The organism is Burkholderia sp. S-53, from assembly GCF_025560745.1.
In the GTDB taxonomy this organism is placed as follows: domain Bacteria; phylum Pseudomonadota; class Gammaproteobacteria; order Burkholderiales; family Burkholderiaceae; genus Burkholderia; species Burkholderia pyrrocinia.
This window is the reverse complement of sequence record NZ_CP090483.1, coordinates 1,635,806-1,656,083: the sequence shown is the minus strand read 5'-3', so window position 1 is coordinate 1,656,083 and position 20,278 is coordinate 1,635,806. Positions and strand designations below refer to the sequence as shown.

The 20,278-nt window shown below is 63.7% G+C and carries 19 protein-coding genes and 2 tRNA genes; 6 read left to right on the top strand and 15 right to left on the bottom strand.

The window, feature by feature from the left end; genetic code table 11:
* Positions 1-47: 47 nt before the first annotated feature.
* Positions 48-299: a hypothetical protein gene (locus LXM88_RS12645; RefSeq protein ID WP_262542644.1), complete on the top strand. Its 252-nt coding sequence runs from the start codon at positions 48-50 to the stop codon at positions 297-299.
* A 195-nt stretch (positions 300-494) separates the two neighbouring features.
* Here the strand turns inward: LXM88_RS12645 and LXM88_RS12640 are convergent, their stop codons facing one another.
* Positions 495-812 carry a hypothetical protein gene (locus LXM88_RS12640; protein WP_006495354.1) on the bottom strand — a complete coding sequence of 106 codons (318 nt, stop codon included), beginning with the start codon at positions 810-812 and terminating at the stop codon, positions 495-497.
* Positions 813-969: 157 nt separating this feature from the next.
* Between LXM88_RS12640 and LXM88_RS12635 the strand changes: the two genes are divergently transcribed.
* The 3 genes from LXM88_RS12635 (at position 970) to LXM88_RS12625 (ending at position 2,575) form a co-directional block, all read left to right on the top strand.
* A complete protein-coding gene (locus LXM88_RS12635) occupies positions 970-1,686 on the top strand; it encodes a YdcF family protein (RefSeq protein ID WP_262542643.1) in 717 nt (238 codons plus the stop codon).
* Positions 1,687-1,907: 221 nt separating this feature from the next.
* Positions 1,908-2,180 carry a hypothetical protein gene (locus LXM88_RS12630; protein WP_262542642.1) on the top strand — a complete coding sequence of 91 codons (273 nt, stop codon included), beginning with the start codon at positions 1,908-1,910 and terminating at the stop codon, positions 2,178-2,180.
* A gap of 137 nt (positions 2,181-2,317) precedes the next feature.
* Positions 2,318-2,575, top strand: coding sequence for a hypothetical protein (locus LXM88_RS12625; RefSeq protein ID WP_034184019.1), 258 nt, complete (start codon positions 2,318-2,320; stop codon positions 2,573-2,575).
* Between the two features lie 41 nt (positions 2,576-2,616).
* Here LXM88_RS12625 and LXM88_RS12620 read toward each other — a convergent pair whose 3' ends face one another.
* From LXM88_RS12620 to LXM88_RS12605, 4 genes are all read right to left on the bottom strand, one after another.
* Positions 2,617-2,922, bottom strand: coding sequence for a putative quinol monooxygenase (locus tag LXM88_RS12620; protein ID WP_262542641.1), 306 nt, complete (start codon positions 2,920-2,922; stop codon positions 2,617-2,619).
* Between the two features lie 529 nt (positions 2,923-3,451).
* Positions 3,452-4,660, bottom strand: a complete 1,209-nt coding sequence (gene bamC, locus LXM88_RS12615; RefSeq protein ID WP_262542640.1) for an outer membrane protein assembly factor BamC — start codon at positions 4,658-4,660, stop codon at positions 3,452-3,454.
* A gap of 140 nt (positions 4,661-4,800) precedes the next feature.
* A tRNA-Pro gene (locus LXM88_RS12610) sits at positions 4,801-4,877 on the bottom strand.
* Positions 4,878-5,037: 160 nt separating this feature from the next.
* Positions 5,038-5,751 carry a class I SAM-dependent methyltransferase gene (locus tag LXM88_RS12605; RefSeq protein ID WP_262542639.1) on the bottom strand — a complete coding sequence of 238 codons (714 nt, stop codon included), beginning with the start codon at positions 5,749-5,751 and terminating at the stop codon, positions 5,038-5,040.
* A 190-nt stretch (positions 5,752-5,941) separates the two neighbouring features.
* On the opposite strand from LXM88_RS12605, the gene LXM88_RS12600 reads away from it, so the two are divergent.
* A complete protein-coding gene (locus tag LXM88_RS12600; RefSeq protein WP_262542638.1) occupies positions 5,942-6,961 on the top strand; it encodes a tyrosine-protein phosphatase in 1,020 nt (339 codons plus the stop codon).
* A 348-nt stretch (positions 6,962-7,309) separates the two neighbouring features.
* The gene (locus tag LXM88_RS12595; RefSeq protein WP_262542637.1) at positions 7,310-9,520 is read left to right on the top strand and encodes a hypothetical protein; all 2,211 of its coding nucleotides are present in this window, start codon (positions 7,310-7,312) and stop codon (positions 9,518-9,520) included.
* A gap of 81 nt (positions 9,521-9,601) precedes the next feature.
* Here the strand turns inward: LXM88_RS12595 and LXM88_RS12590 are convergent, their stop codons facing one another.
* The 10 genes from LXM88_RS12590 to LXM88_RS12545 all read right to left on the bottom strand — a co-directional run bounded on the left by LXM88_RS12590 (position 9,602) and on the right by LXM88_RS12545 (position 20,235).
* Positions 9,602-10,015, bottom strand: coding sequence for a MerR family transcriptional regulator (locus tag LXM88_RS12590; RefSeq protein WP_262542636.1), 414 nt, complete (start codon positions 10,013-10,015; stop codon positions 9,602-9,604).
* Between the two features lie 60 nt (positions 10,016-10,075).
* The gene (locus tag LXM88_RS12585; RefSeq protein WP_006486093.1) at positions 10,076-10,462 is read right to left on the bottom strand and encodes an integration host factor subunit alpha; all 387 of its coding nucleotides are present in this window, start codon (positions 10,460-10,462) and stop codon (positions 10,076-10,078) included.
* A gap of 72 nt (positions 10,463-10,534) precedes the next feature.
* Entirely contained in the window at positions 10,535-12,964 is a 2,430-nt protein-coding gene (gene pheT / locus LXM88_RS12580) for a phenylalanine--tRNA ligase subunit beta (RefSeq protein WP_262542635.1), read from the bottom strand.
* Positions 12,965-13,060: 96 nt separating this feature from the next.
* Entirely contained in the window at positions 13,061-14,074 is a 1,014-nt protein-coding gene (pheS, locus tag LXM88_RS12575; protein WP_262542634.1) for a phenylalanine--tRNA ligase subunit alpha, read from the bottom strand.
* Between the two features lie 233 nt (positions 14,075-14,307).
* The gene (gene rplT / locus LXM88_RS12570) at positions 14,308-14,667 is read right to left on the bottom strand and encodes a 50S ribosomal protein L20 (protein WP_004192938.1); all 360 of its coding nucleotides are present in this window, start codon (positions 14,665-14,667) and stop codon (positions 14,308-14,310) included.
* 30 nt (positions 14,668-14,697) lie between these two features.
* Positions 14,698-14,895 (bottom strand): 50S ribosomal protein L35, encoded by a 198-nt coding sequence (gene rpmI, locus LXM88_RS12565; RefSeq protein ID WP_004191477.1) that lies wholly within the window; start codon positions 14,893-14,895, stop codon positions 14,698-14,700.
* A gap of 190 nt (positions 14,896-15,085) precedes the next feature.
* A complete protein-coding gene (infC, locus tag LXM88_RS12560; protein WP_071734130.1) occupies positions 15,086-15,610 on the bottom strand; it encodes a translation initiation factor IF-3 in 525 nt (174 codons plus the stop codon).
* 49 nt (positions 15,611-15,659) lie between these two features.
* Positions 15,660-17,567 (bottom strand): threonine--tRNA ligase, encoded by a 1,908-nt coding sequence (gene thrS / locus LXM88_RS12555; protein ID WP_262542598.1) that lies wholly within the window; start codon positions 17,565-17,567, stop codon positions 15,660-15,662.
* Between the two features lie 271 nt (positions 17,568-17,838).
* Positions 17,839-17,915: transfer RNA gene (locus tag LXM88_RS12550), tRNA-Val, on the bottom strand.
* Between the two features lie 85 nt (positions 17,916-18,000).
* Positions 18,001-20,235 carry a RelA/SpoT family protein gene (locus LXM88_RS12545; protein WP_262542597.1) on the bottom strand — a complete coding sequence of 745 codons (2,235 nt, stop codon included), beginning with the start codon at positions 20,233-20,235 and terminating at the stop codon, positions 18,001-18,003.
* Between the last annotated feature and the right edge of the window lie 43 nt (positions 20,236-20,278).

The following is a 20,278-nucleotide window of genomic DNA, read 5'->3' as shown; positions in this document are numbered from 1 at the left end:
GCGATATATCAACAGGCCGCATCGACGGCTTGAAGGGAGCCCCCGCCATGAAACCAATGTCACTGCTCGTCGCATGCGGCATTGTCATTTCCGTGGCGCTGACCGCTCCAGCTCACGCCGACGATCGCACGAAACCGCCCCATCGCCAGCAGGATCACGGCAATACCGTCCGCCAGCCGCCGTCTGCCGCCCAGTCCGGCCGGCAGACCGTGCCGCGCGGCGACCTGCGCGGCGACATCGCCAGCAATGCGCGTGCGCGCATCGGCTCGCAGCCGACCGACATGCCGCGTCATCCGTAGTCCTGCGGATTTCTGGATTTCGTCAAAGAAAATGCCGGCTTTCGGGAACTGCGCCGCATGCGGCGAGTCACATCGTTGCCATGAGCACAGCGTGGCAACAGCAAAAGTATCCGGTACGCCCGTATCCTCGCGATACGGGCTTTTTTTTGGCATCGCCGGCTCGCGCGGCGACCCACCAGGCGGGATGGCCCGCCGCTACAGGCGGCTTTCGAGAATCGCCACGGCACTCGCTTCGCTCAATGCGTAGTCGTCCATGCGGCGATCAGTCCAGGAAAGTAATTTCTCGTCGCGCTCGAGGCGCGAAAATTCGGCTCGACCGCTGTCGGTCAGCACTGCGATGTCCACCGGTGCGTGGAAACCCGGCGCGGGGGCAACGGTCTTCTGCCTGACCGTGTCCATCAGCCCGAGCGAACGGAGATACTCGAACACGCCCGGGCGGCGTGCCCACGGTACCTGGCGGTACTGCACTCGTCTCAATGCGTCGAGCACCGCTTCGTTGGAATACGTGGCCATCTCGATTCTTTCTTAAAGTGCAGCGACAATGCGAAGCGGCGCGCCGGGCAGGGTCTCCGCCCGCCGATACCGCCACCGATTCTGGAGGCCGACGTTCGGCGTCGCTTCAGGGCCGGATCGTCAGCCGTCCATAAAAAGACACCATACCCCAATCAAATTGATTCTGTTCGATTCATTTGTACTTCTCTTCATCTGTTTCATGCTCTGCCGCAAGTGGCGACGATTCATCTCGATCGCCGCTGTTGCGGTGTTCTGGCTGCTCGCGACAGGCTGGCTCGCCGCGCCGCTGATCGCGTGGACCGAGGCCGGCGTCGTGCCGGTCGAGCACCCGGACATGCATGGGCGGACCACGCTGATTCTCATCGGCGCCGGCACGCATCGCACCAACTCCGGGCTGCAGCCGCCGCCCGACGGCATCGCGCGCATCCACAAGGTTGCGGCGCTCTATCACGTGTGCCAGCAGCAGGCCGACCGCTGCACCGTGGTGATGTCAGGCGGCGACCCGCAGCATCACGGTGAAACCGAGGCGGCCGTATATGGACGCCGGCTCGTCGCGGAAGGCGTTGCCCCTGGCGACCTCGTTCTCGAACCGAACAGCCGCACAACCTACGAAAACGCGAAATTCACTGCGTCTATACTACGCCCACAGTATGACGACACGCGCATTCTCGTCACCTCGTCCTATCAGATGCGCCGCGCCCTGCTTGATTTCCATCGATTCGGCATCGATCCGCAGCCCGTTTATGCGAATCGCCGGCGCGCGCAAACGGGCTGGCTGCCGCGCTGGCGCAATGTGGTCAACGCCGAGCAGGCGCTGCACGAACTGGTCGGTATCGCGCAATTCCACATCTACCGATGGCTCGGGTGGTTCTGACGGCTGCGTGGAAACGGGAGCGGAATGGCAGTGCCCCCCCAGGATGGCAGGCGCGTGACGAAACGCGCGAAGTGTTGCGCGACTTCAACGCGGCCTTGCGTTGCGCCAAGATCCGGTGCACATTGATCCGTCACTTTTGTTACACTCGACACGCACTCGTTTGCAGTCGCCAGACAAAACGGCAACATTCGGGTTCATCACCACTTAGCGGAGGTAAAGCAATGAAGAAGACGTCCCTGGCTATCCTGGTAGCGATGTCGGCGCTGACTGGCGCAGCGTATGCGCAAGAGAGCACGGAAATCAAGACCATTACCGATCCGGCCAAGATCTCCGAGATCGAGCAGCGCGCACAGGCGCTGCAGCAGCAGCAAGCGGCCGAAGCCGCTCAGCCGGCGATGCACGAAGAGCATCACGGCAAGAAGGCTGCTCACCACAAGGCTGCTGCGAAGAAGGCCGGCAAGAAGGCTGCCAAGGCCGACGCTGCCAGCCAGTAAGTTCGGCGGCACCGCACAAGCAAAAAAGCCGAATCCGGGCAACCGGGTTCGGCTTTTTTGGTTGCGGCGCCTGCGCGCTGTGCTAAAGTCGCGCACCGAAATTTTCCACCCGTGCGCACCCCGGTGCGGAGGACAGCATGAGCAACATTCAACTCGACATCGAGTGGACCGAAGCCGCCACTCGCCAGATCAAGCAACTGATGCCCCGCGGCTCGGCCGACGCGTTTCTCGCGCTGCCGCCGATCGAATGCCTGCCGATGGAGGGCGACGTGCTTTTCCTCGGCCCGCAAGGCAAGCAGCAACCGTTCATCGTTGCCGAGCGCCAGTATCATCACGACGGCGACGCCGACTGGACGATCATCCTGATCCTCGACGTACCCGGCACGTCGCACTGACGCACCGCTGCGACCGGACACGTCCGGTCGCCCCACCCGGCTCAGACGAGCTTCGACAGCACGCGGATTTCGGAACTTTCGATCCAGTACTCGGCCGCTTCTCGATAAGCGAGAATGTGCGCGGAACGCGCATGGGCGGCCAGCGCCTCCTCGCTCTCCCAGCGCTCGACGAATACGAACCGCGCGGGTTCCTTCAGATCCCGGTGCAGGTCGTACTGCAACGCACCGGCTTCGCTGCGCGTCGGCTCGACGATCCCTTCAAGCATGGTGCGCAGCTTTTCCTCGGCGCCCGGCTTCGCGACGATCAGCGCCACGACTGCAATTTCCGCCGTTCCCGACTCCTTCATCCAGAAAAGTCCGAGAATACGCGAATCACGCATCGCGCATCGGCCGCGCCGATGCGACGCTGTTCGACGGCCCCAAAAAAATAGCCCGCGCTTCAGAGAAGCGCGGGCGAAACCGTCGCCCTACGAGGATAGGCGACGGGGCCATCGGGATCCGCACGCTGGTGCGGATCGTCATCAGTTGCGCCGGCGCTTGCCGCGCCGGCATTTGAGACGTCGATACCGTTGATCGGCGCTCACGGCGCACACCCGGTATCTGACGCCAGCCTCCCTGCTCCAACCATTCCAACATATAAAGCAGGTTGCGTGCCAAGCATTGGACGCCGATCATTCCGTTGATTTAAAAGGACAATTTTTCAATCCGCGACGATGTGACACGTGTTTTGCCGCCGTAACGCACGGATGTTACGTAACGTCACGAGGAGGGACGGAACCTTTCGCACATGCGTGCGCAAGCTCGCTCGCAGGCGAGCGGCCATGAAAAAAGCCCGCCGAATGGCGGGCTTTTCACTGATACGGCGAAACGTCGGGATCAGCGGAGCTGGTTCACGAGCAGCCCCATGATCTGGCGAGCCGGCGACGATGAGTCGATCGCGCCCGAATCGTCGACGACCGCGACGCGCGTCTGGTCCGCCGTGAGCGCCTTCACGTTGACACGGTACTGCTTCGCCTGCTTTTCCTTCTTGCCGTGGAACAGCTGGCTCCAGAAGCCCTGCTCGGCCGAACTCAGATCCTTCGGGTCGACATAGCGCACGAAATACAGACCCTTCGAGCGATCGCGATCGTCGACCGTGAAGTTCGCCCGATCGAGCGCGAGACCGACGTGCAGCCACGACCGGTCGTACGGCTCGCCGAGCGTGACTTCGGACGGTACGGCCGCGTCGGCCGCATCGTTGCCCTGCGCGGACGTGCGCGACACGTTTTGCGCGGCGATCGCGGCGGCGGCAGCCTTCGACGCGTCGGTGTCGGCCTTCTTGTCCTTCGGGGCCGTGTTGTCCTTGATGTTTGCGATCGGCGGCTCGCCGTTCTTCGCACGCTGCTCGTTCTGCGCGAGCACGGCCATCAGCCGCTTCAGGTATTCGGTCTCGAGCGCCGGATCGTTCGGCTTCGCTTCCCACTTGCTCGAATCGTTGTTCGAGCCGGTGATCGCCTCGCGCATCCCCTTCTGGCTGATGAACACGTAGGTGCCGCCGTTCGGCGCCGAGTCGAGTCGCGTGCGGTACTTGTTGCGCTCGGCCGTCACGTACGAGTTGCCCATCGCCTTCGAGATCACGCTGCGGATCAGGCCGTCGTTGATCTGCGGATGGGTTTCGTTCCAGTCGGTTTCCATCACGCCCTTGTCGCGCTGGTCGACGACGAGCAGGAAACCCTGCTCCTGCCAGAAACGACGCACCTGCGGCCAGATGTCGGCCGGCTGCTTGCCGTCGATCACGAGCCAGCTTTCGGTGCCGTCGCGCTGGATATGCATGCCGGCTACGGCCGGAGCGACGGTGTCCAGCGCAGGCGCCGTCTGCTGGACCTGCTGAAGCGCAGACAGGGAAGTCGCGCCGCCCTGGGGCGGCAGCGAACGCTGATCGGCCGTCTCGTCGAGCATGTTGGGCGGCACTGCGAGCGACGCTTCCTTCGATTTCGAATCGCTCTTGTAGTCCACTTTCGTGGGCGACGACGTACCGCAACCGGCGACGAGCGCGCCGGTGGCGAGCACTGCAGCGAACCGCATGGTAAGACGAAGATCAGTCATGTTCGGGGAATCCTCTTCCGCTAAATCACGGCGCTTTCCGTGGATCAACCTTGCATTTTACCGGGGCCGCGCCGCGATGTGCAAAAAAGCGACCGGCAAGAAAAAACCCGCGTCAGCCTAAGCCGACGCGGGTTCTTGTCTGGTCGGGGCGAGAGGATTTGAACCTCCGACCACCTGCACCCCATGCAGGTACGCTACCAGGCTGCGCTACGCCCCGAAAGAAGAAAAGTATAACAGACACTGTTCCGATTGAGAATCGGGTCGCATGCATTTTGTGAATGTTCTTGTGAAATTTTTTGGCGTGGCCGCGCAGATTCGGGTGGCGACGCCCATGCCGGCGCGACCCGCGCCCCGGCCACGCGGCATCCGCCTCGCATTCACCGCTTGCGCGCAACGCAGATGACTGTCAGGCCGGCAACGCGGTTGAACCGGAACATCGGCAACTCGACGCGACAGATCGTCTTGAGCATGCCGTTGACGAACGGATGATGCCGGCGCAATTGCGACGCCGGCTCGCGCGGATGCCGACGCACCCGCTCGCCCAGCCGCAGCGCTGCCGCGAGCGGAAACGTGAAGCCGAAGTAATAGGCGCCGCGCTCGACGTCGAGCCCAGCACGACGAACCACCTCCTCGAGACTGCCGAGCGTATACCTGCGCTTGTGCTCGAGAAAATCGTCGTGGCCGCTCCAGAGGAACTGGAACGCGGGAACCGTGATCAGGAACCGGCTGCCCGGAGGCGCCCCCTTCACGTACTGCGCCAGCAGTCCGACATCGTCGTCGACATGCTCGAGCACGTCCATCAGCAGAACGAGATCGGCATCGAATCGCTCGACGGACCGCCGAAAGTGGATGGGCTTGCCGGCCGTCTCCTCATCGGTATCGTCGGCGTAGCTCGTATCGACGCACCACGCTTCCGTCGCCTGCGTGCGTTCGAGCAAATGCTTCGAGAAGAAACCGGAGCCTGCACCGACGTCGAGTATCCGGTTCGCACCCGACGCGCCCAGGAACCGACGGATCGCGCCCGCCTTCGACGCGTAGTACCAGTGATCGCCCGCACTCGTCCCCAATACGTCGACTTCCTTCAGATCCATGACGCTTCCCCGTGATGGCCAAGTGTTTTGATCCATACAGCCATGACGCCGATCTTACCTCGCCGTCGGCGTCGATCGTACTTGTCGACGCAGCAAGGCCGCACCGGCAACCCGCATTCCTCCCTAGTCGAAAAGGACGATGGCTGTTTCGCCGCGGATCGGTACCGTGCGGTAACCCGGCGCGAGATTGATGCGCACGGCGAACCGTCCGACTGCATGCCGATCGATCCGGGTTGCCCCGGCTGTGCCGCATCGCGCGCGATGCAGGAGGCGGCTCCGGTCACCACCGCGGTCGCGACGTCTTGTACCCGTCTCCGACACAGGGCATCGAATGCATCAGAAAAACGAAATATCCCGTCGACATTTTCTCCGGTTGGGCGCCGGCACGATAGGCATCGCACTGGGGAGCACGTCGCTTCTGTCGGCATGCGGCGGCGACTCGATTGCGGTCGCGCCGGTCACGACGCCGCGGCTGAGTTCGGTGTCGAACTTCCGCGACACGGCCGGACCGGGCGGAACCGGCTATGTGACGACCAGCGGCACGACGATGAAGAAAGGCGTGATCTATCGCTCGTCCGCGCTCGCATTGTCCGCCGAAGACGTCGCAACCGTCGGCACGCTGGGTATCAGGCAGGTCTGCGACCTTCGCACGCCCGCCGAGATCAAGACGCAACCGGATGTGCCGCTGGCCGGCGCAATGTGGCAAAACCTCAACGTGCTCGGTGCCGCCAGTATCGGTCCGATTCCGACCACCCGCGCAACCGCGACGGCCTTCATGCTGAGCATGTACCGGGCGTTCGTGACGTCGGACACCGCGCATGCAAGCTATCACGCGCTGTTCACCGGGTTCGCCGATGCGGGCGAAAACCTGATCTTCCACTGCACGGCCGGGAAGGATCGCACCGGCTGGGCGACCGCCATCCTGCACACGATCCTGGGCCTCCCCCAGCAAACGATTTTCGCGGACTACCTGCTGACCAACGTCTACAGCGCATCCACCATCGCCGCGTCGGTCGCCCAGGCTCAAAAAGCCGGCGGGCAAAATGCGGCCGACATGATGACCGCGCTGCAAGGCGCGCACGCCGATTATCTGCAGGCGGCATTCGATCAGGTCACTGCGTCGTACGGCTCGATGACGTCCTATATCGCGAACGGCCTGCAACTCGACCAGGCGACGCTGAACGCGATCCGGCAGCACATGCTGCTCTGATCGGCCCCGCGGGCGGCCACGACGGTGCCGGATCGCACGCTCGTTGCGACCGCATCGGCCGCCACATCGCGAATCCGGCAAAACCCGCGCCGGCCAAGGCTGGCAGCGGGTTTGCCCGTGCGCCGGAAAACACGTTGGCGGATGGCCCGCACAAACCAAACGACCGTTTGATCCGGCCGCCCCGCCACCCCGAATCCGTTGTCCCGCAGCGCGCCGGCTCGCCGAGCCCGGGCGCCCGTTGTTTGGTAACGCCGCTCTAGCGCGCTATGACACACTGCACGGCATCGACGCTCGCGCCGTGCAGTGGCGCGCGCCGCCGTCGATCACGACAAGACATGGAGACAGACGATGCGGAATGCGGTCCGGCACGGCCATCGCTCGCCTTTGGCAATTTTCGACTGGATTTCCGGCCCGCGACGCGCGGCCACCCCGGTCTCGCACAAGACCTTCCGCGTGCTCGGCTGCGGCGCGCTGGCGCTCGCGCTGCTCTGCACCGGCTGTGCGGAATCGTCCGCGCAGCGCGACGGCAACACGTCGGTCGCGTCGACGAAGATCGAGCGCACCAAAGCCGAACGCCTCGCTCGCGAGCAGCAGATCGCGCGCGCCGTGCCGTCGCTCGCCTCGATCAGCCTCACGCAACCGCGCCCGTTCACGCTGCGCGACTCGGGCCAGAACGGCGCGATGACGTTCCTGCGCGACGTCGATTTCCGCATCGTCAACAACCTCGGCTTCTTCATCCATCAGTTGTCGGCCACGCTCGTGCCGACGCAGGCCGGCGCGCCGATCGTGTTCGACGATCCGACGAGCTTCGAGATCGACGTGCACGAAGGCATGGTCACGCTCGACAACGCGAAGCTGACCGCCCTCTTCAACACCTACATCTTCGGCTATCGCAACGCACCGCTGCGCAAGCTTGCCGTGTCGGCCGGCGACGGCGTGATCCATCTGCAAGGCGAGATGCAGCGCGACGGCTGGGTGCCGTTCTCGCTGACCGGCACGCTCGCGATCCGCGACGGCAGCCAGCTCGTGTTCCACCCGACCGGCGTGCGCGTGTCGGGCATCAACGCGCAGCCGGTGATGCGCGCGGCCAACGTGAAGATGGCCGACCTGTTGAAGGTCCAGACGCCGATCGCGCAGCTCGCCGGCGACGATCTCGTGATGTCGGTCGACAAACTGATGCCGCCGCCGCGCCTGAAACTCACGATCACCGCGCTGCGCGTGACGTCGGCCGGCCTCGACCTCACGCTCGACGACGGCACGCATGCGGGCTTTGCGATGCCGGCTAACGTGCCGCAACAGGCGATGTATATCCGCGGCGGCGACGTGAAGTTCATGCGCTCGATGCCGATGAACGCGGACATCCTGATCGGTCCGGTCGATGCAGCGAAGCGCGACCAGAATTTCGTGTTCGACCTGTATCACTATCGCGACCAGGTGTCGGCCGGTTATTTCAATTTCGACGAAAGCGGTGCGATGGCGATCCGCATGCCTTCGTACACGGGCCCGGCCAGCGGCACACTGCTCGGCAACGCGGCCGCGCGCCTGAACGACAGCTTCCTCGCCGCGCAGCAGAATGCGCTGCGCGACGTGCGCCAGCACTGGGAAGCCTACGCGCTCGCGGCCGACACGGCGCGACCCGGCATGCAGAAGGTCGCGATGCGGCGCACGTCGACCACGCCGTTCAACGAGCGGCACGTGTCGAACCGCAACCCGACGATCCATCTGCGCAACGTCGACTTCAACCTGTCCGGCGATATCGGCTTCCATGTCGAGGATCTCGACGTCGAACTCGTGTCGAAGCGTCCCGGCGAGCCCGTCGATCTCGACAATCCGAACCAGTACGACATCCGCATTCTCGGCGGCACGGTCGTCGAGTCGTGGAAGGCGATGTCCGCGCTCTTCAACAACTATTTGCTCGACTACTCGCCGCGCTCGCTGAACGACCTGCAGTTGAGCGCGGACGGCCAGAACCTGCGCGTCCAGGGCGGCATCAAGCTGTGGAATCACGTGCCGGGCGTCTGGCTGCCGACCGACATGCAGGGCTCGTTGACGGTGCTGGACGATCGGCACCTCGCGTTCAAGCCGTCCCAGGTGTCGGTGCTCGGCATTCCGCAGGCGAAGCTGCTGCGCTCGCTCGGCATCGAACTCGCTTCGTTGACGCCGCTGCAGCGGCGCGGCGCGGAACTGCGCGGCGACACGCTCGTGCTCGACCAGTACACCGTATTCCCGCCGCCGGTGCTGAACGGCAAGCTCGGGCAGGCGACGGTCGAGCGCGACGGGCTGCGCCTCACGTTCCGGCGCGCGGCGGGCGCGCCCGCGCCGAAGCGGCCGCAGATCGATGCGCCGAGCTACATGTGGATGGAAGGCGGCGACATGAAGATGTTCAACGTGCTCGAACTGAACGTGCGCGCGCTGATCCGGAATTCAGCCGAGGCCGGCCCGATGCGCTTCGACCTGTACGGCTACCGCAGCCAGGTCGCGCAGGGCTCGGTGAGGATGCTGCCGGACGGCACGCTGGTCGTCGACATGGGGCAGAAAAATCCGCTCGCGTCACGCTGATCCGCGTACGCGACACGCATGAAAAAAGCCCGGTGGCGCTTCGCCAACCGGGCTTTTCATTTCATCTTTCGCGCTGCGCGCTCAGTCGTGCTTCAATCCGTCGATCACGTCGAGCAGCGCCTGCCGCAACGCGATGACATCGACGGTTGCGCCCGGCTTGCCCGACACGCGCGCGTCGGCCGCCTGCACCTCGGGTTCGACCGGCCCCGCCGCGACCCGCTCGCCGCCCGGCGAATCGAGCCGGTTGCGCGCGCCGTTGATCGTGAACCCCTGCTCGTACAGCAACTCGCGAATCCGCCGGATCAGCAGCACTTCGTGATGCTGGTAATACCGACGATTGCCGCGCCGCTTCACCGGCCGAAGCTGAGTGAATTCCTGTTCCCAGTAACGCAGCACATGCGGCTTGACCCCACACAGTTCGCTGACTTCACCGATCGTGAAGTAGCGCTTCGCGGGAATCGGAGGCAAAACGACTTTCTCAACCGTGGTGGTCATCGTCGGTTAACCGTCGGTAAGGGTGCGCGGCGGCCGCGCGGAGACGTCAGCGCGCGGGGCTTACTCCGCGCCGTTTTCGACCAGCGCCTTCAGCTTCTGGCTCGCGTGGAAGGTTACCACCCGGCGGGCCGCGATCGGAATCGCCTCGCCCGTCTTCGGATTGCGGCCCGGACGCTGCGGCTTGTCGCGCAACTGGAAATTGCCGAACCCCGACAGCTTGACGCTTTCGCCATTTTCGAGCGCGTCGCGGATCACTTCGAAAAACGCCTCGACCATGTCCTTCGCTTCACGCTTGTTCAGCCCGACGCTGTCGAACAGCAGCTCCGCCAGTTCCGCTTTCGTCAGCGTGGGCGTCTCGGTGGACGCCGGCGCCGAAGCGTCGCGGTTCATGGCGCTGCGTTGCGCTGTCAGGAGGGCTTCGAATTCACTCGAGGTCATGTCGTTCATATCTGCCATACAGCGCGTTGAATCAAAACTTACGATGGGAAAAAGCCGCCCGCGAACGGGCGGACCCTCTCCTTAGCCGCGCAGACGCGCACCGGCACGAGCCATCCGCTCGACCAGCGTCTGGATCGCCTGATCGACGACCTCGTCCTGTAGCGTGCCAGCCGCGTCCTGCAGCGTCACGCGGAAGGCAAGGCTCTTCTCGTGCGCGGCAAGACCACCGGAAGTATTTGATTTTGCACGAAATTCGTCGAAGAGTACAACCTTCTGAACGAATCGGCAGGCCTCTTCGGCAAGCGCCTTCTTCATTTCGTCGAAAAGTGCCTGAACCTCGACCGCCTGATCGACGACAACGGCGATATCGCGCCGTACCGGCGGGAATTTCGACACGTCGGTCGGCGCGGGCAGCGCACGTGCAATCAGCGCGTCCGCATCGATCTCGAACATCACCGGCGCGTGCGGCAGCTCGTACTTCTGCATCAGGCGCGGGTGCAGCTCGCCGATCCAGCCGACCGCGCGGCCATCGACCTCGATGCGCGCGCTGCGGCCCGGATGAAGGGCCGGATGCTCTGCCTTCACGAAACGTGCGGCCGCGGGCGCGAGCAGCGCCTCGAGATCGCCCTTCACGTCGAAGAAATCGACCGCGCGGGTCTCTGCGCCCCACTGCTCGTCGAGTGCCGGACCGTACGCAAGCGCGCCGACACGCTTCGGTTGCGCATGACCCTCGACAGCCAGCTCGCCGGCCTTCACCGACGGATCGGCGACGAACACGCGGCCCGACTCGAACACGCGCACGCGATCAGCGCGGCGGTTCAGGTTGTGGCGCAGCACGGCGATCAGGCTGCCGAACAGCGTCGTGCGCATCACCGAAAGCTGGCTCGCGATCGGGTTCAGCAGGCGGATCGGATTGTCGTTGCCCGCGAAATCGTGCTCCCACTCCGCATCGACGAAGCTGAAGTTGACGGTTTCGGCATAGTCGCGCGCGGCAAGCGCGTGACGGATGTCGTGGATCGAGCGACGCGTCTCGTTGGTCGCACGCATTTCGCTCGTCGCGACCGGCGGACGCGCGGGGATCTTCTCGAAGCCGTAGATACGCGCCACTTCCTCGATCAGGTCTTCCTCGATCTCGATGTCGAAGCGGTGCGACGGCGGCGTGACGAGGAACGCGTCGTCGTCACGCTCGAACGGCAGGCCGAGGCGCGTGAAGATGCTGGCGATTTCGTCGGCGCCGATCTTCACGCCGATGATGCGATTCGCGCGCGACACGCGCATCTTCACCGGCGCGCGCTGCGGCAGGTTCACGGACTGATCGTCGACCGGGCCGGCCTTGCCGCCGCAGATCTCCAGAATCAGTTGCGTGATGCGCTCGACGTGCTCGACGGTCGTCGCGTAATCGACGCCGCGCTCGAAGCGATGGGCCGCATCGGTCGAGAAGTTGTACTTGCGCGAGCGGCCGCGGATGCTGTCCGGCCACCAGAACGCGGCTTCCAGGTAGATGTTGGTCGTGTCGAGCGTGACGGCCGTGCTGTCGCCGCCCATGATGCCGGCCAGGCTTTCGACCTGGCGGTCATCCGAAATCACGCCGACCGTTTCGTCCAGTTCGACCGTGTTGCCATTGAGCAGCTTCAGCGATTCGCCGCGCTTGCCCCAACGCACCTCGATGCCGCCGTGGATCTTGTCGAGATCGAACACGTGCGACGGGCGGCCGAGCTCGAACATCACGTAGTTCGAGATGTCGACGAGCGCGGACACGCTGCGCTGGCCCGAACGCTCGAGGCGCTCGACCATCCACTGCGGCGTCTTCGCATGCGCGTTCACGCCGCGGATCACGCGCCCCGAGAAGCGGCCGCACAGATCCGGCGCGGCAATGCGCACCGGCAGCGTTTCGTCGAGCTCGACGCGCACCGGGCGGATGTCGACCGGCGTCAGCGGCGCGCCGGTGATCGCGGCCGTCTCGCGCGCGATGCCGAATACGGACAGGCAGTCGGCCTTGTTCGGCGTCAGCTTGATTTCGAAGATCGTGTCGTCGAGACTGAGCGTCTCGCGGATGTCCTGCCCGACCGGCGTGTCTTCCGGCAGGATCAGCAGGCCGCTGTGATCCTCGGACAGCTTCAGCTCGCGCGCCGAGCACAGCATCCCCTGGCTCTCCACGCCGCGCAGCTTCGACAGCTTGATCGCGAACGGCTTGCCGCCCTCTTCCGACGGCGGCAGTTCCGCGCCGACCAGCGCGACCGGCACCTTGATGCCGGGCGCCACGTTCGGCGCGCCGCAGACGATATTCAGCGTCGCGCCGGTGCCGGCGTCGACCTGGCAGACATTGAGCTTGTCCGCATCCGGATGCTTGACGACTTCGAGCACGCGGCCGACGACGATCTTCGACGTCGGCGGCGCAGCCTTGCTCAGCGATTCGACTTCGAGCCCCGCCATCGTCAGCGCGTGCGACAGTTCGTCGGTCGTGAGCTGCGGGTCGACAAAGGTTCTCAACCAGGATTCAGGGAATTGCATGGATGTCTACGTTCGAAACAGGTTAGATCGACGCCCGGGCCCCATCGGATCGTCCGTCGGGGCGTGCGCGGGCACAGGTCGGCGCGGCGAGCGGCGTTATGCGAACTGGCGCAGGAAACGCAGGTCGTTCTCGAAGAACAGCCGGAGATCCTGGACGCCGTAGCGCAGCATCGTCAGGCGCTCGAGGCCGCTGCCGAACGCGAAGCCGATGTAGCGCTCGGGATCGAGGCCCATGTTGCGAATCACGGTCGGATGCACCTGCCCCGAGCCGGAGATCTCGAGCCACTTGCCGGCGTTCTTGCCTTGCTCGAACATCATGTCGATTTCGGCCGACGGTTCCGTAAACGGGAAATACGACGGACGGAAGCGCACGAGGATGTCGTCGCGCTCGAAGAATTTTTTCAGGAAGTCGGTATAGACGCCCTTGAGGTCGGCGAAGCTGATGTTTTCGTCGATCCACAGCCCCTCGACCTGATTGAACATCGGCGAGTGGGTCGCATCGCTGTCGACGCGATACGTGCGGCCCGGCGCGATCACCTTGATCGGCGGACGGTTCATGCGCGCGTAACGCACCTGCATCGGGCTCGTGTGCGTGCGCAGCAGCAGCTGGCGGCCGTCGGCGTCCTTGCCTTCCACATAGAAGGTGTCCTGCATCGAACGCGCCGGATGGTTCTCCGGGCTGTTCAGCGACGTGAAGTTGTACCAGTCGGTCTCGATTTCGGGACCGTCGGCCACGTCGAAACCGATCGAGCCGAAAATCTGTTCGACGCGCTCCCACGTGCGCATCACGGGGTGCAGGCTGCCTGCACCGGCGCCACGGCCCGGCAACGTCACGTCGATCGCCTCGGTGGCGAGGCGCTGGTTCAACAGCGCGTCGGCCAGCGCCTGGCGACGTGCGGTCAGCGCGGCTTCAACCTGCTGCTTCGCGACGTTGATGCGTGCGCCTTCGGTCTTGCGTGTTTCGGGATCGAGCTTGCCGAGGCCCTTCAGCAACTCGGTCAGCGCACCCGACTTGCCGAGAAATCGTGCTTTCTCGTTTTCGAGCGTGGTGATGTCGGCAGCCTGTTCGAAGGACTGCTGCGCGTCGGCGACAATCTGGTCCAGATCCATAGATCCCATCATTTCCAACGTCATTCGGTCTTGGCGAGCGAAACTGCTCCACCAACAAAAAACGGCCCCCACGCTCTCTTCGTTCGCTGCCCCCCCGAGGGGGCGATCGGCCCTCTTGGGGCGGCCCAGCGAGGGCCGATAAAAAAAGGGGCTCGGAAGAGCCCCGTTTTCGCTGCAGCGGCCGAGACTACCGGATCATCGCTGCAACTAACCACGCAGTGCTAATTTCGCAATTAGGCTGCAACGGCGGCTTTCACCTGCTTGACGATCGCAGCAAAAGCAGCCTTGTCGAACACCGCCATGTCGGCCAGCACCTTACGGTCGAGTTCGATCGACGCCTTCTTCAGGCCGTTGATGAACACGCTGTAGGTCATGTCGTGCTGGCGAACTGCCGCGTTGATACGCGTGATCCACAGTGCGCGGAACACACGCTTCTTGTTGCGGCGATCGCGGTACGCGTACTGACCAGCGCGCATCACCGCCTGCTTGGCGATGCGGTAGACGTTATTGCGGCGGCCGCGATAACCCTTGGCCAGGTTGATGATCTTCTTGTGGCGGGCCCGTGCGGTTACCCCACGTTTGACTCGAGGCATGTTTCTCTCCTTAGAGTATCGATTGAGGGGTTACGCGAACGGGAGCATCGCGCGGACGGAGTTCAGATCGGAATCATGAACTGCCGTAGCGCCGCGCAGATGACGCTTGTTCTTCGTGGTTTTCTTGGTCAGGATGTGACGCTTGAAGGCTTGACCGCGCTTGACGGTACCGCCCGGACGCACCACGAAGCGCTTTGCAGCGCTCTTCTTGGTCTTCATCTTAGGCATGACGAACAACTCCAGTTTATTAGATGGCGATGGGTGTGCGGTTGGCTTGCGCCCTTGACCCGCCCTTCGAAACCCAGTCCACTTGTGTACGGCGTACCGCTTGCGCAGCCACCGTCATTGTTGGCGCGTCGCCCTGACCGGGCAACGCGCCGAACCACTGTCGAACCTGCGCGCGCAGCGCGCGGGCCCGTTACTTCTTTTTCTTCGGCGAGAGCACCATGATCATCTGGCGCCCTTCCATCTTCGGCATCTGCTCGACCTGGCCGACTTCCTCGAGATCCGTGCGCAGACGCTCAAGCATCCGCATACCGATTTCCTGGTGAGCCATTTCACGGCCGCGGAAACGCAACGTGATCTTCGTCTTGTCGCCCTCTTCGAGGAAGCGCACGAGATTGCGGAGCTTGACGTTGTAATCCCCGTCATCGGTACCCGGGCGGAACTTGACTTCCTTGACCTGGATGACCTTCTGCTTCAGCTTCGCTTCGTGCTGCTTCTTCGATTCCTGGTACTTGAACTTGCCGTAATCCATCAGACGGCAAACCGGGGGAACCGCTTGCGGCGCGATTTCCACCAGGTCAACATCCAGTTCTTCCGATTTACGGAAAGCATCAGCGAGTTTTACGATACCGAGCGGTTCGTTCTCGATCCCGACCAGACGCACTTCCGGCGCAGTGATTTCACCGTTGATGCGATGCGACGACTTATCAGTAGCGATGTTACGTTTCCTCTAAAAATTAAAAAAACGAGCCGCGCTGCCAGGGCGGTTACTTGAACGAGCGCAGGTCTTCCTGCAGACGCTCAACGAAGGCATCGACCGGCATCACGCCAAGATCGACGCCGCCACGGGCACGCACGGCTACCGTTTGCGCATCACGCTCCTTATCACCCACGACGAGGAGATAAGGCACCTTTTCCAGCGTGTGCTCGCGTATTTTATAGCTAATCTTCTCGTTGCGCAAATCGGCCGTCACTCTAACCCCTTGTTTTTGCAACGATTGGGCCAGAGATTGCGCATATTCGACCTGACTTTCGGCGATATTGAGCACAACAGCCTGCATCGGCGCGAGCCAGACCGGCATCGCACCAGCGTGGTGCTCGATCAAAATGCCGAGGAATCGCTCCATCGAACCGACGATTGCACGGTGCAGCATCACGGGCCGGCGACGGCTGTTGTCTTCCGCCACGTACTCGGCGCCGAGGCGCTCCGGCAGCATCATGTCGAGCTGCAGCGTGCCGCACTGCCACGATCGGCCGAGCGCGTCCTTGATGTGGTACTCGATCTTCGGACCGTAGAACGCGCCCTCGCCCGGCAGTTCCTCCCACTGGAGGCCGCACGCCGTCAGCGCTTCACGCAGCCCCTGCTCGGCACGGTCCCACGTTTCGTCGGAACCCATGCGCTGCTCCGGACGCAGCGACAGCTTGATGTCGATGTGGTCGAAGCCGAAATCGCCGTACACGCTCATCGCGAGCTTGTTGAACGCGATCGATTCGGCAATGATCTGGTCTTCCGTACAGAAGATGTGCGCATCGTCCTGCACGAAGCCACGCACGCGCATCAGGCCGTGCAGCGCGCCCGACGCCTCGTTGCGGTGGCACGAGCCGAATTCCGCGTAACGCAGCGGCAGGTCGCGGTACGAACGCAGGCCGTGCTTGAACACCTGGACGTGCCCCGGGCAGTTCATCGGCTTGATCGCGTAGTCGCGCTTCTCCGACTCCGTCGTGAACATGTTCTCGCGGTAGTTCTGCCAGTGGCCGGACGCTTCCCACAGCGAGCGATCCATGATCATCGGCGTCTTGATCTCGAGGTAGCCGGCTTCGTTCACGCGGCGGCGCATGTACTGCTCGACCTGCTGCCACAGCGCCCAGCCCTTCGGATGCCAGAACACCATGCCCGGCGACTCTTCCTGCATGTGGAACAGGTCGAGCTGCTTGCCAAGCTTGCGGTGGTCGCGCTTTTCCGCTTCCTCGAGCATGTGCAGGTACTGGTCCTGGTCTTCCTTCTTCGTCCAGGCCGTGCCGTAGATGCGCTGCAGCTGCTCGTTCTTCGAATCGCCGCGCCAGTACGCGCCCGCGACCTTCATCAGCTTGAAGACCTTCAGCTTGCCGGTCGACGGCACGTGCGGGCCGCGGCACAGATCGGTGAAGCCGCCGTGCGAATACAGCTTGATTTCGTCGCTCTGCGGAATCGATTCGATGATCTCGGCCTTGTACTTCTCGCCGAGGCTGCGGAAATAACCTGCAGCCTCGTCGCGCGACACGACGCGGCGCGTCACGGGCTCGTCCTTCTTCACGAGTTCCTGCATGCGCTTTTCGATCTTTTCCAGATCTTCCGGCGTAAACGGACGGTTATACGAGAAGTCGTAATAGAAGCCGTTGTCGATCACGGGGCCGATCGTCACCTGCGCATCCGGATACAGATCCTTCACTGCATACGCGAGCAAGTGCGCGGTCGAGTGGCGGATGATGTCGAGGCCATCGGCATCCTTGTCCGTGACGATGGCGAGCGACGCGTCGCGGTCGATCACCGTGGACGTATCAACGAGCTCGCCGTCGAGCTTGCCACCAAGCGCAGCCTTCGCAAGGCCGGGACCGATCGAGGCTGCAACCTCGGCAACTGTCACCGGATGCTCGTATTGTCGAACTGAGCCGTCAGGCAAGCATATCGAAACCATAGCAATCTCCGTGATGCCGACAGTGGGCGGCAGACCAGGCACGCGATGTAAAAGTCACGCGCGGAATTTTCGCGACAAAAAAAATGCGGCCCCGCTTTCGAGGGGCCGCATTCGATACTTCACTCAAACTGAAAGGGCGAAAACGTTCCTCGACTAGCGTCGCTCCGAAGTGGTTTCGGTCAACGTTCGCGGTGTCATAACCGTATTCGCCTTGTTCGCGTTGAGCTATTTACTGCATCGAATACCCGGAGACCGGGCATTCTCAATTCGTTGGTAGGCTCGATTGGACTCGAACCAACGACCCCCACCATGTCAAGGTGGTGCTCTAACCAGCTGAGCTACGAGCCTAGAGAAGCTGAAATTATATGGAGCTGTTATCGGTTTGGCAAGCGTTTTTATGCGGTCGCAGCAAAATAACGATGTTCCAACCCCATCATGCCTTGCGACCGGCCCGCACGACGCCCTGTACCTCGCCGAGCAGCGTGCAGGCGCGCTGGACTTGCGCCGAGTTCGACACCTCGACCGTGAACTGCATGAATGCCGCATTGCGGCGACTCTGCGTTTTCACGCCCACGACGTTGATCTTTTCGCGTGCGAACACTTCGGAGATGTCGCGCAGCAATCCTTGCCGGTCGCTCGCCTCGATCATCAGGTCGACCGGATAAACGGACGCGCCGCGCCCGCCCAGCACGTCGGCGGACCAGGTCGTCTGCAGCACGCGCTCCGGTGCGCGCTCGACCATCCGGCGAAACGTCGGGCAGTCGCTGCGGTGGATCGACATCCCCTTGCCGCGCGTGACGAAGCCGCTGATCGGATCGGGCGGCGCCGGCCGGCAGCAGCGCGCGAGTTGGGTCAGCAGCGCGTCGACGCCCACCACCAGCACGCCGGTCGACGCGCCGTGCGCGACGCTCGCGCCGCTGCTGCGCTTCTCGAAATCGGCAGGCGCCTCCGGCGCCGGCTCAGCGGGCGGCGCATCGGACAGCGCGTGCTCGACATTGCGCAGGCTGAATTCTTCCTTGCCGACGACCGAGAACAACTCCTCGGGCGACTTGAAGCCGAGCTTCGCGGCGAGGTTGTCCAGGCTGACCGACGTCTTGCCCTCGCGCTGCAGCGTCTTTTCGACGAGCGCGCGGCCGTGCGCGACGTTTTCCTCCTGCTCGATCGAGTTGAACCACGCCCGTACCTTCTGACGCGCGCGCGGGCTCTTCAGGTAGCCGAGCTGCAGGTTCAGCCAGTCGCGCGACGGCCCGCCCTCCTTCACCGCGACGATCTCGACCGTCTGGCCGTTCGCGAGCGGCGTGTTCAGCGGCACCATCGCGCCGTCGACGCGCGCGCCGCGACAACGATGACCGAGTTCGCTGTGCAGGTGGTACGCGAAATCGACCGGCGTCGCGCCCTGCGGCAGCGCGATCACGCGCGCCTGCGGCGTCAGCACGTAGATGTGGTCGTCGTCGAGCGACGTCTCGCGCAATTGCGCCCACGCCTGGTCGCCCGATACCCCGGGGCCGTCCTCGACGTCGTCCTTCCATGCGAGCAACTGGCGCAGCCATGCGATCTTCTCGTCGTATTTGTCGCTCGCCGAGAACTGGCCGCCATAACCGCGCGCACCGGCCTCCTTGTAGCGCCAGTGCGCGGCAACGCCATACTCGGCGAAGCGATGCATCTCCTGCGTGCGGATCTGCACTTCGAACGCACGGCCGTCGTCGCCGATCACGACCGTATGCAGCGACTTGTAGCCGTTCGGCTTCGGTCGCGAGATGTAGTCGTCGAACTCCTTCGGCACCGGCTGCCACAGGTGATGCACGATGCCGAGCACCGTGTAGCAATCCTTGATGTCGGGCACGATCACGCGAAACGCGCGTACGTCGTAAAGCTCGGAGAAATCGAGCTCCTTGCCGCGCATCTTGCGCCAGATGCTGTAGATATGCTTCGGCCGGCCGCCCACGTCGGCCTGGATGTTCGCGTCCGCCAGCTCGTGCTGCAGCCGCGCGATCGCCTGCGTGACGTACGCCTCGCGTTCGATGCGCTTCTCGTCGAGCAGCTTCGCGATCCGCTTGTAGGTGACCGGATCCTCGAAGCGGAACGCGAGATCCTCGAGCTCCCACTTCAGTTGCCAGATCCCGAGACGGTTCGCGAGCGGCGCATAGATCTCGAGCGTCTCGCGCGCGACACCGGGCGGCGGGTCGAGCTTCGCGGCCGCGTAGTAGCGCAGCGACTGCAACCGCGACGCGAGCCGGATCAGCACCACCCGGATGTCCTGCGCGAACGCGAGGAGCATCTTGCGCAACGCCTCGATCTGCGTGCGGCGCTCTTCCGCCGCGTCGCGCCCCGCGTCGGGCACCGCATTCTGCGCGGCGCGCAGGCTGACGGTGCCGAGCCGCAACAACTTGCGTACGTCGGATACGAGCCGCGCCACTTCGTCGCCGAAACGCTCGGTGAGCTCGCGCTCGGGATTGCTCAGGTGCGGCGTCAGTACGAACAGCGCGGCAGCCTGCATCGCCGACGGATCGACGTTCAGCGTACGCATGATCGACGCCGTGCCCGCCGAGTGATCGGCGAGCAGTTCGCCGGACGACAGGCGTGCGTCGCCAGCCCGCTCGCGCACGAACGCGAGCACGTCGTCGAACGACGGTGCCGCGACGGGGGAAGTGGAAACGGACTCGGTCATTGCACGGCCTGACGGAATGCGATCATCGTCGGTTAATGCTCTG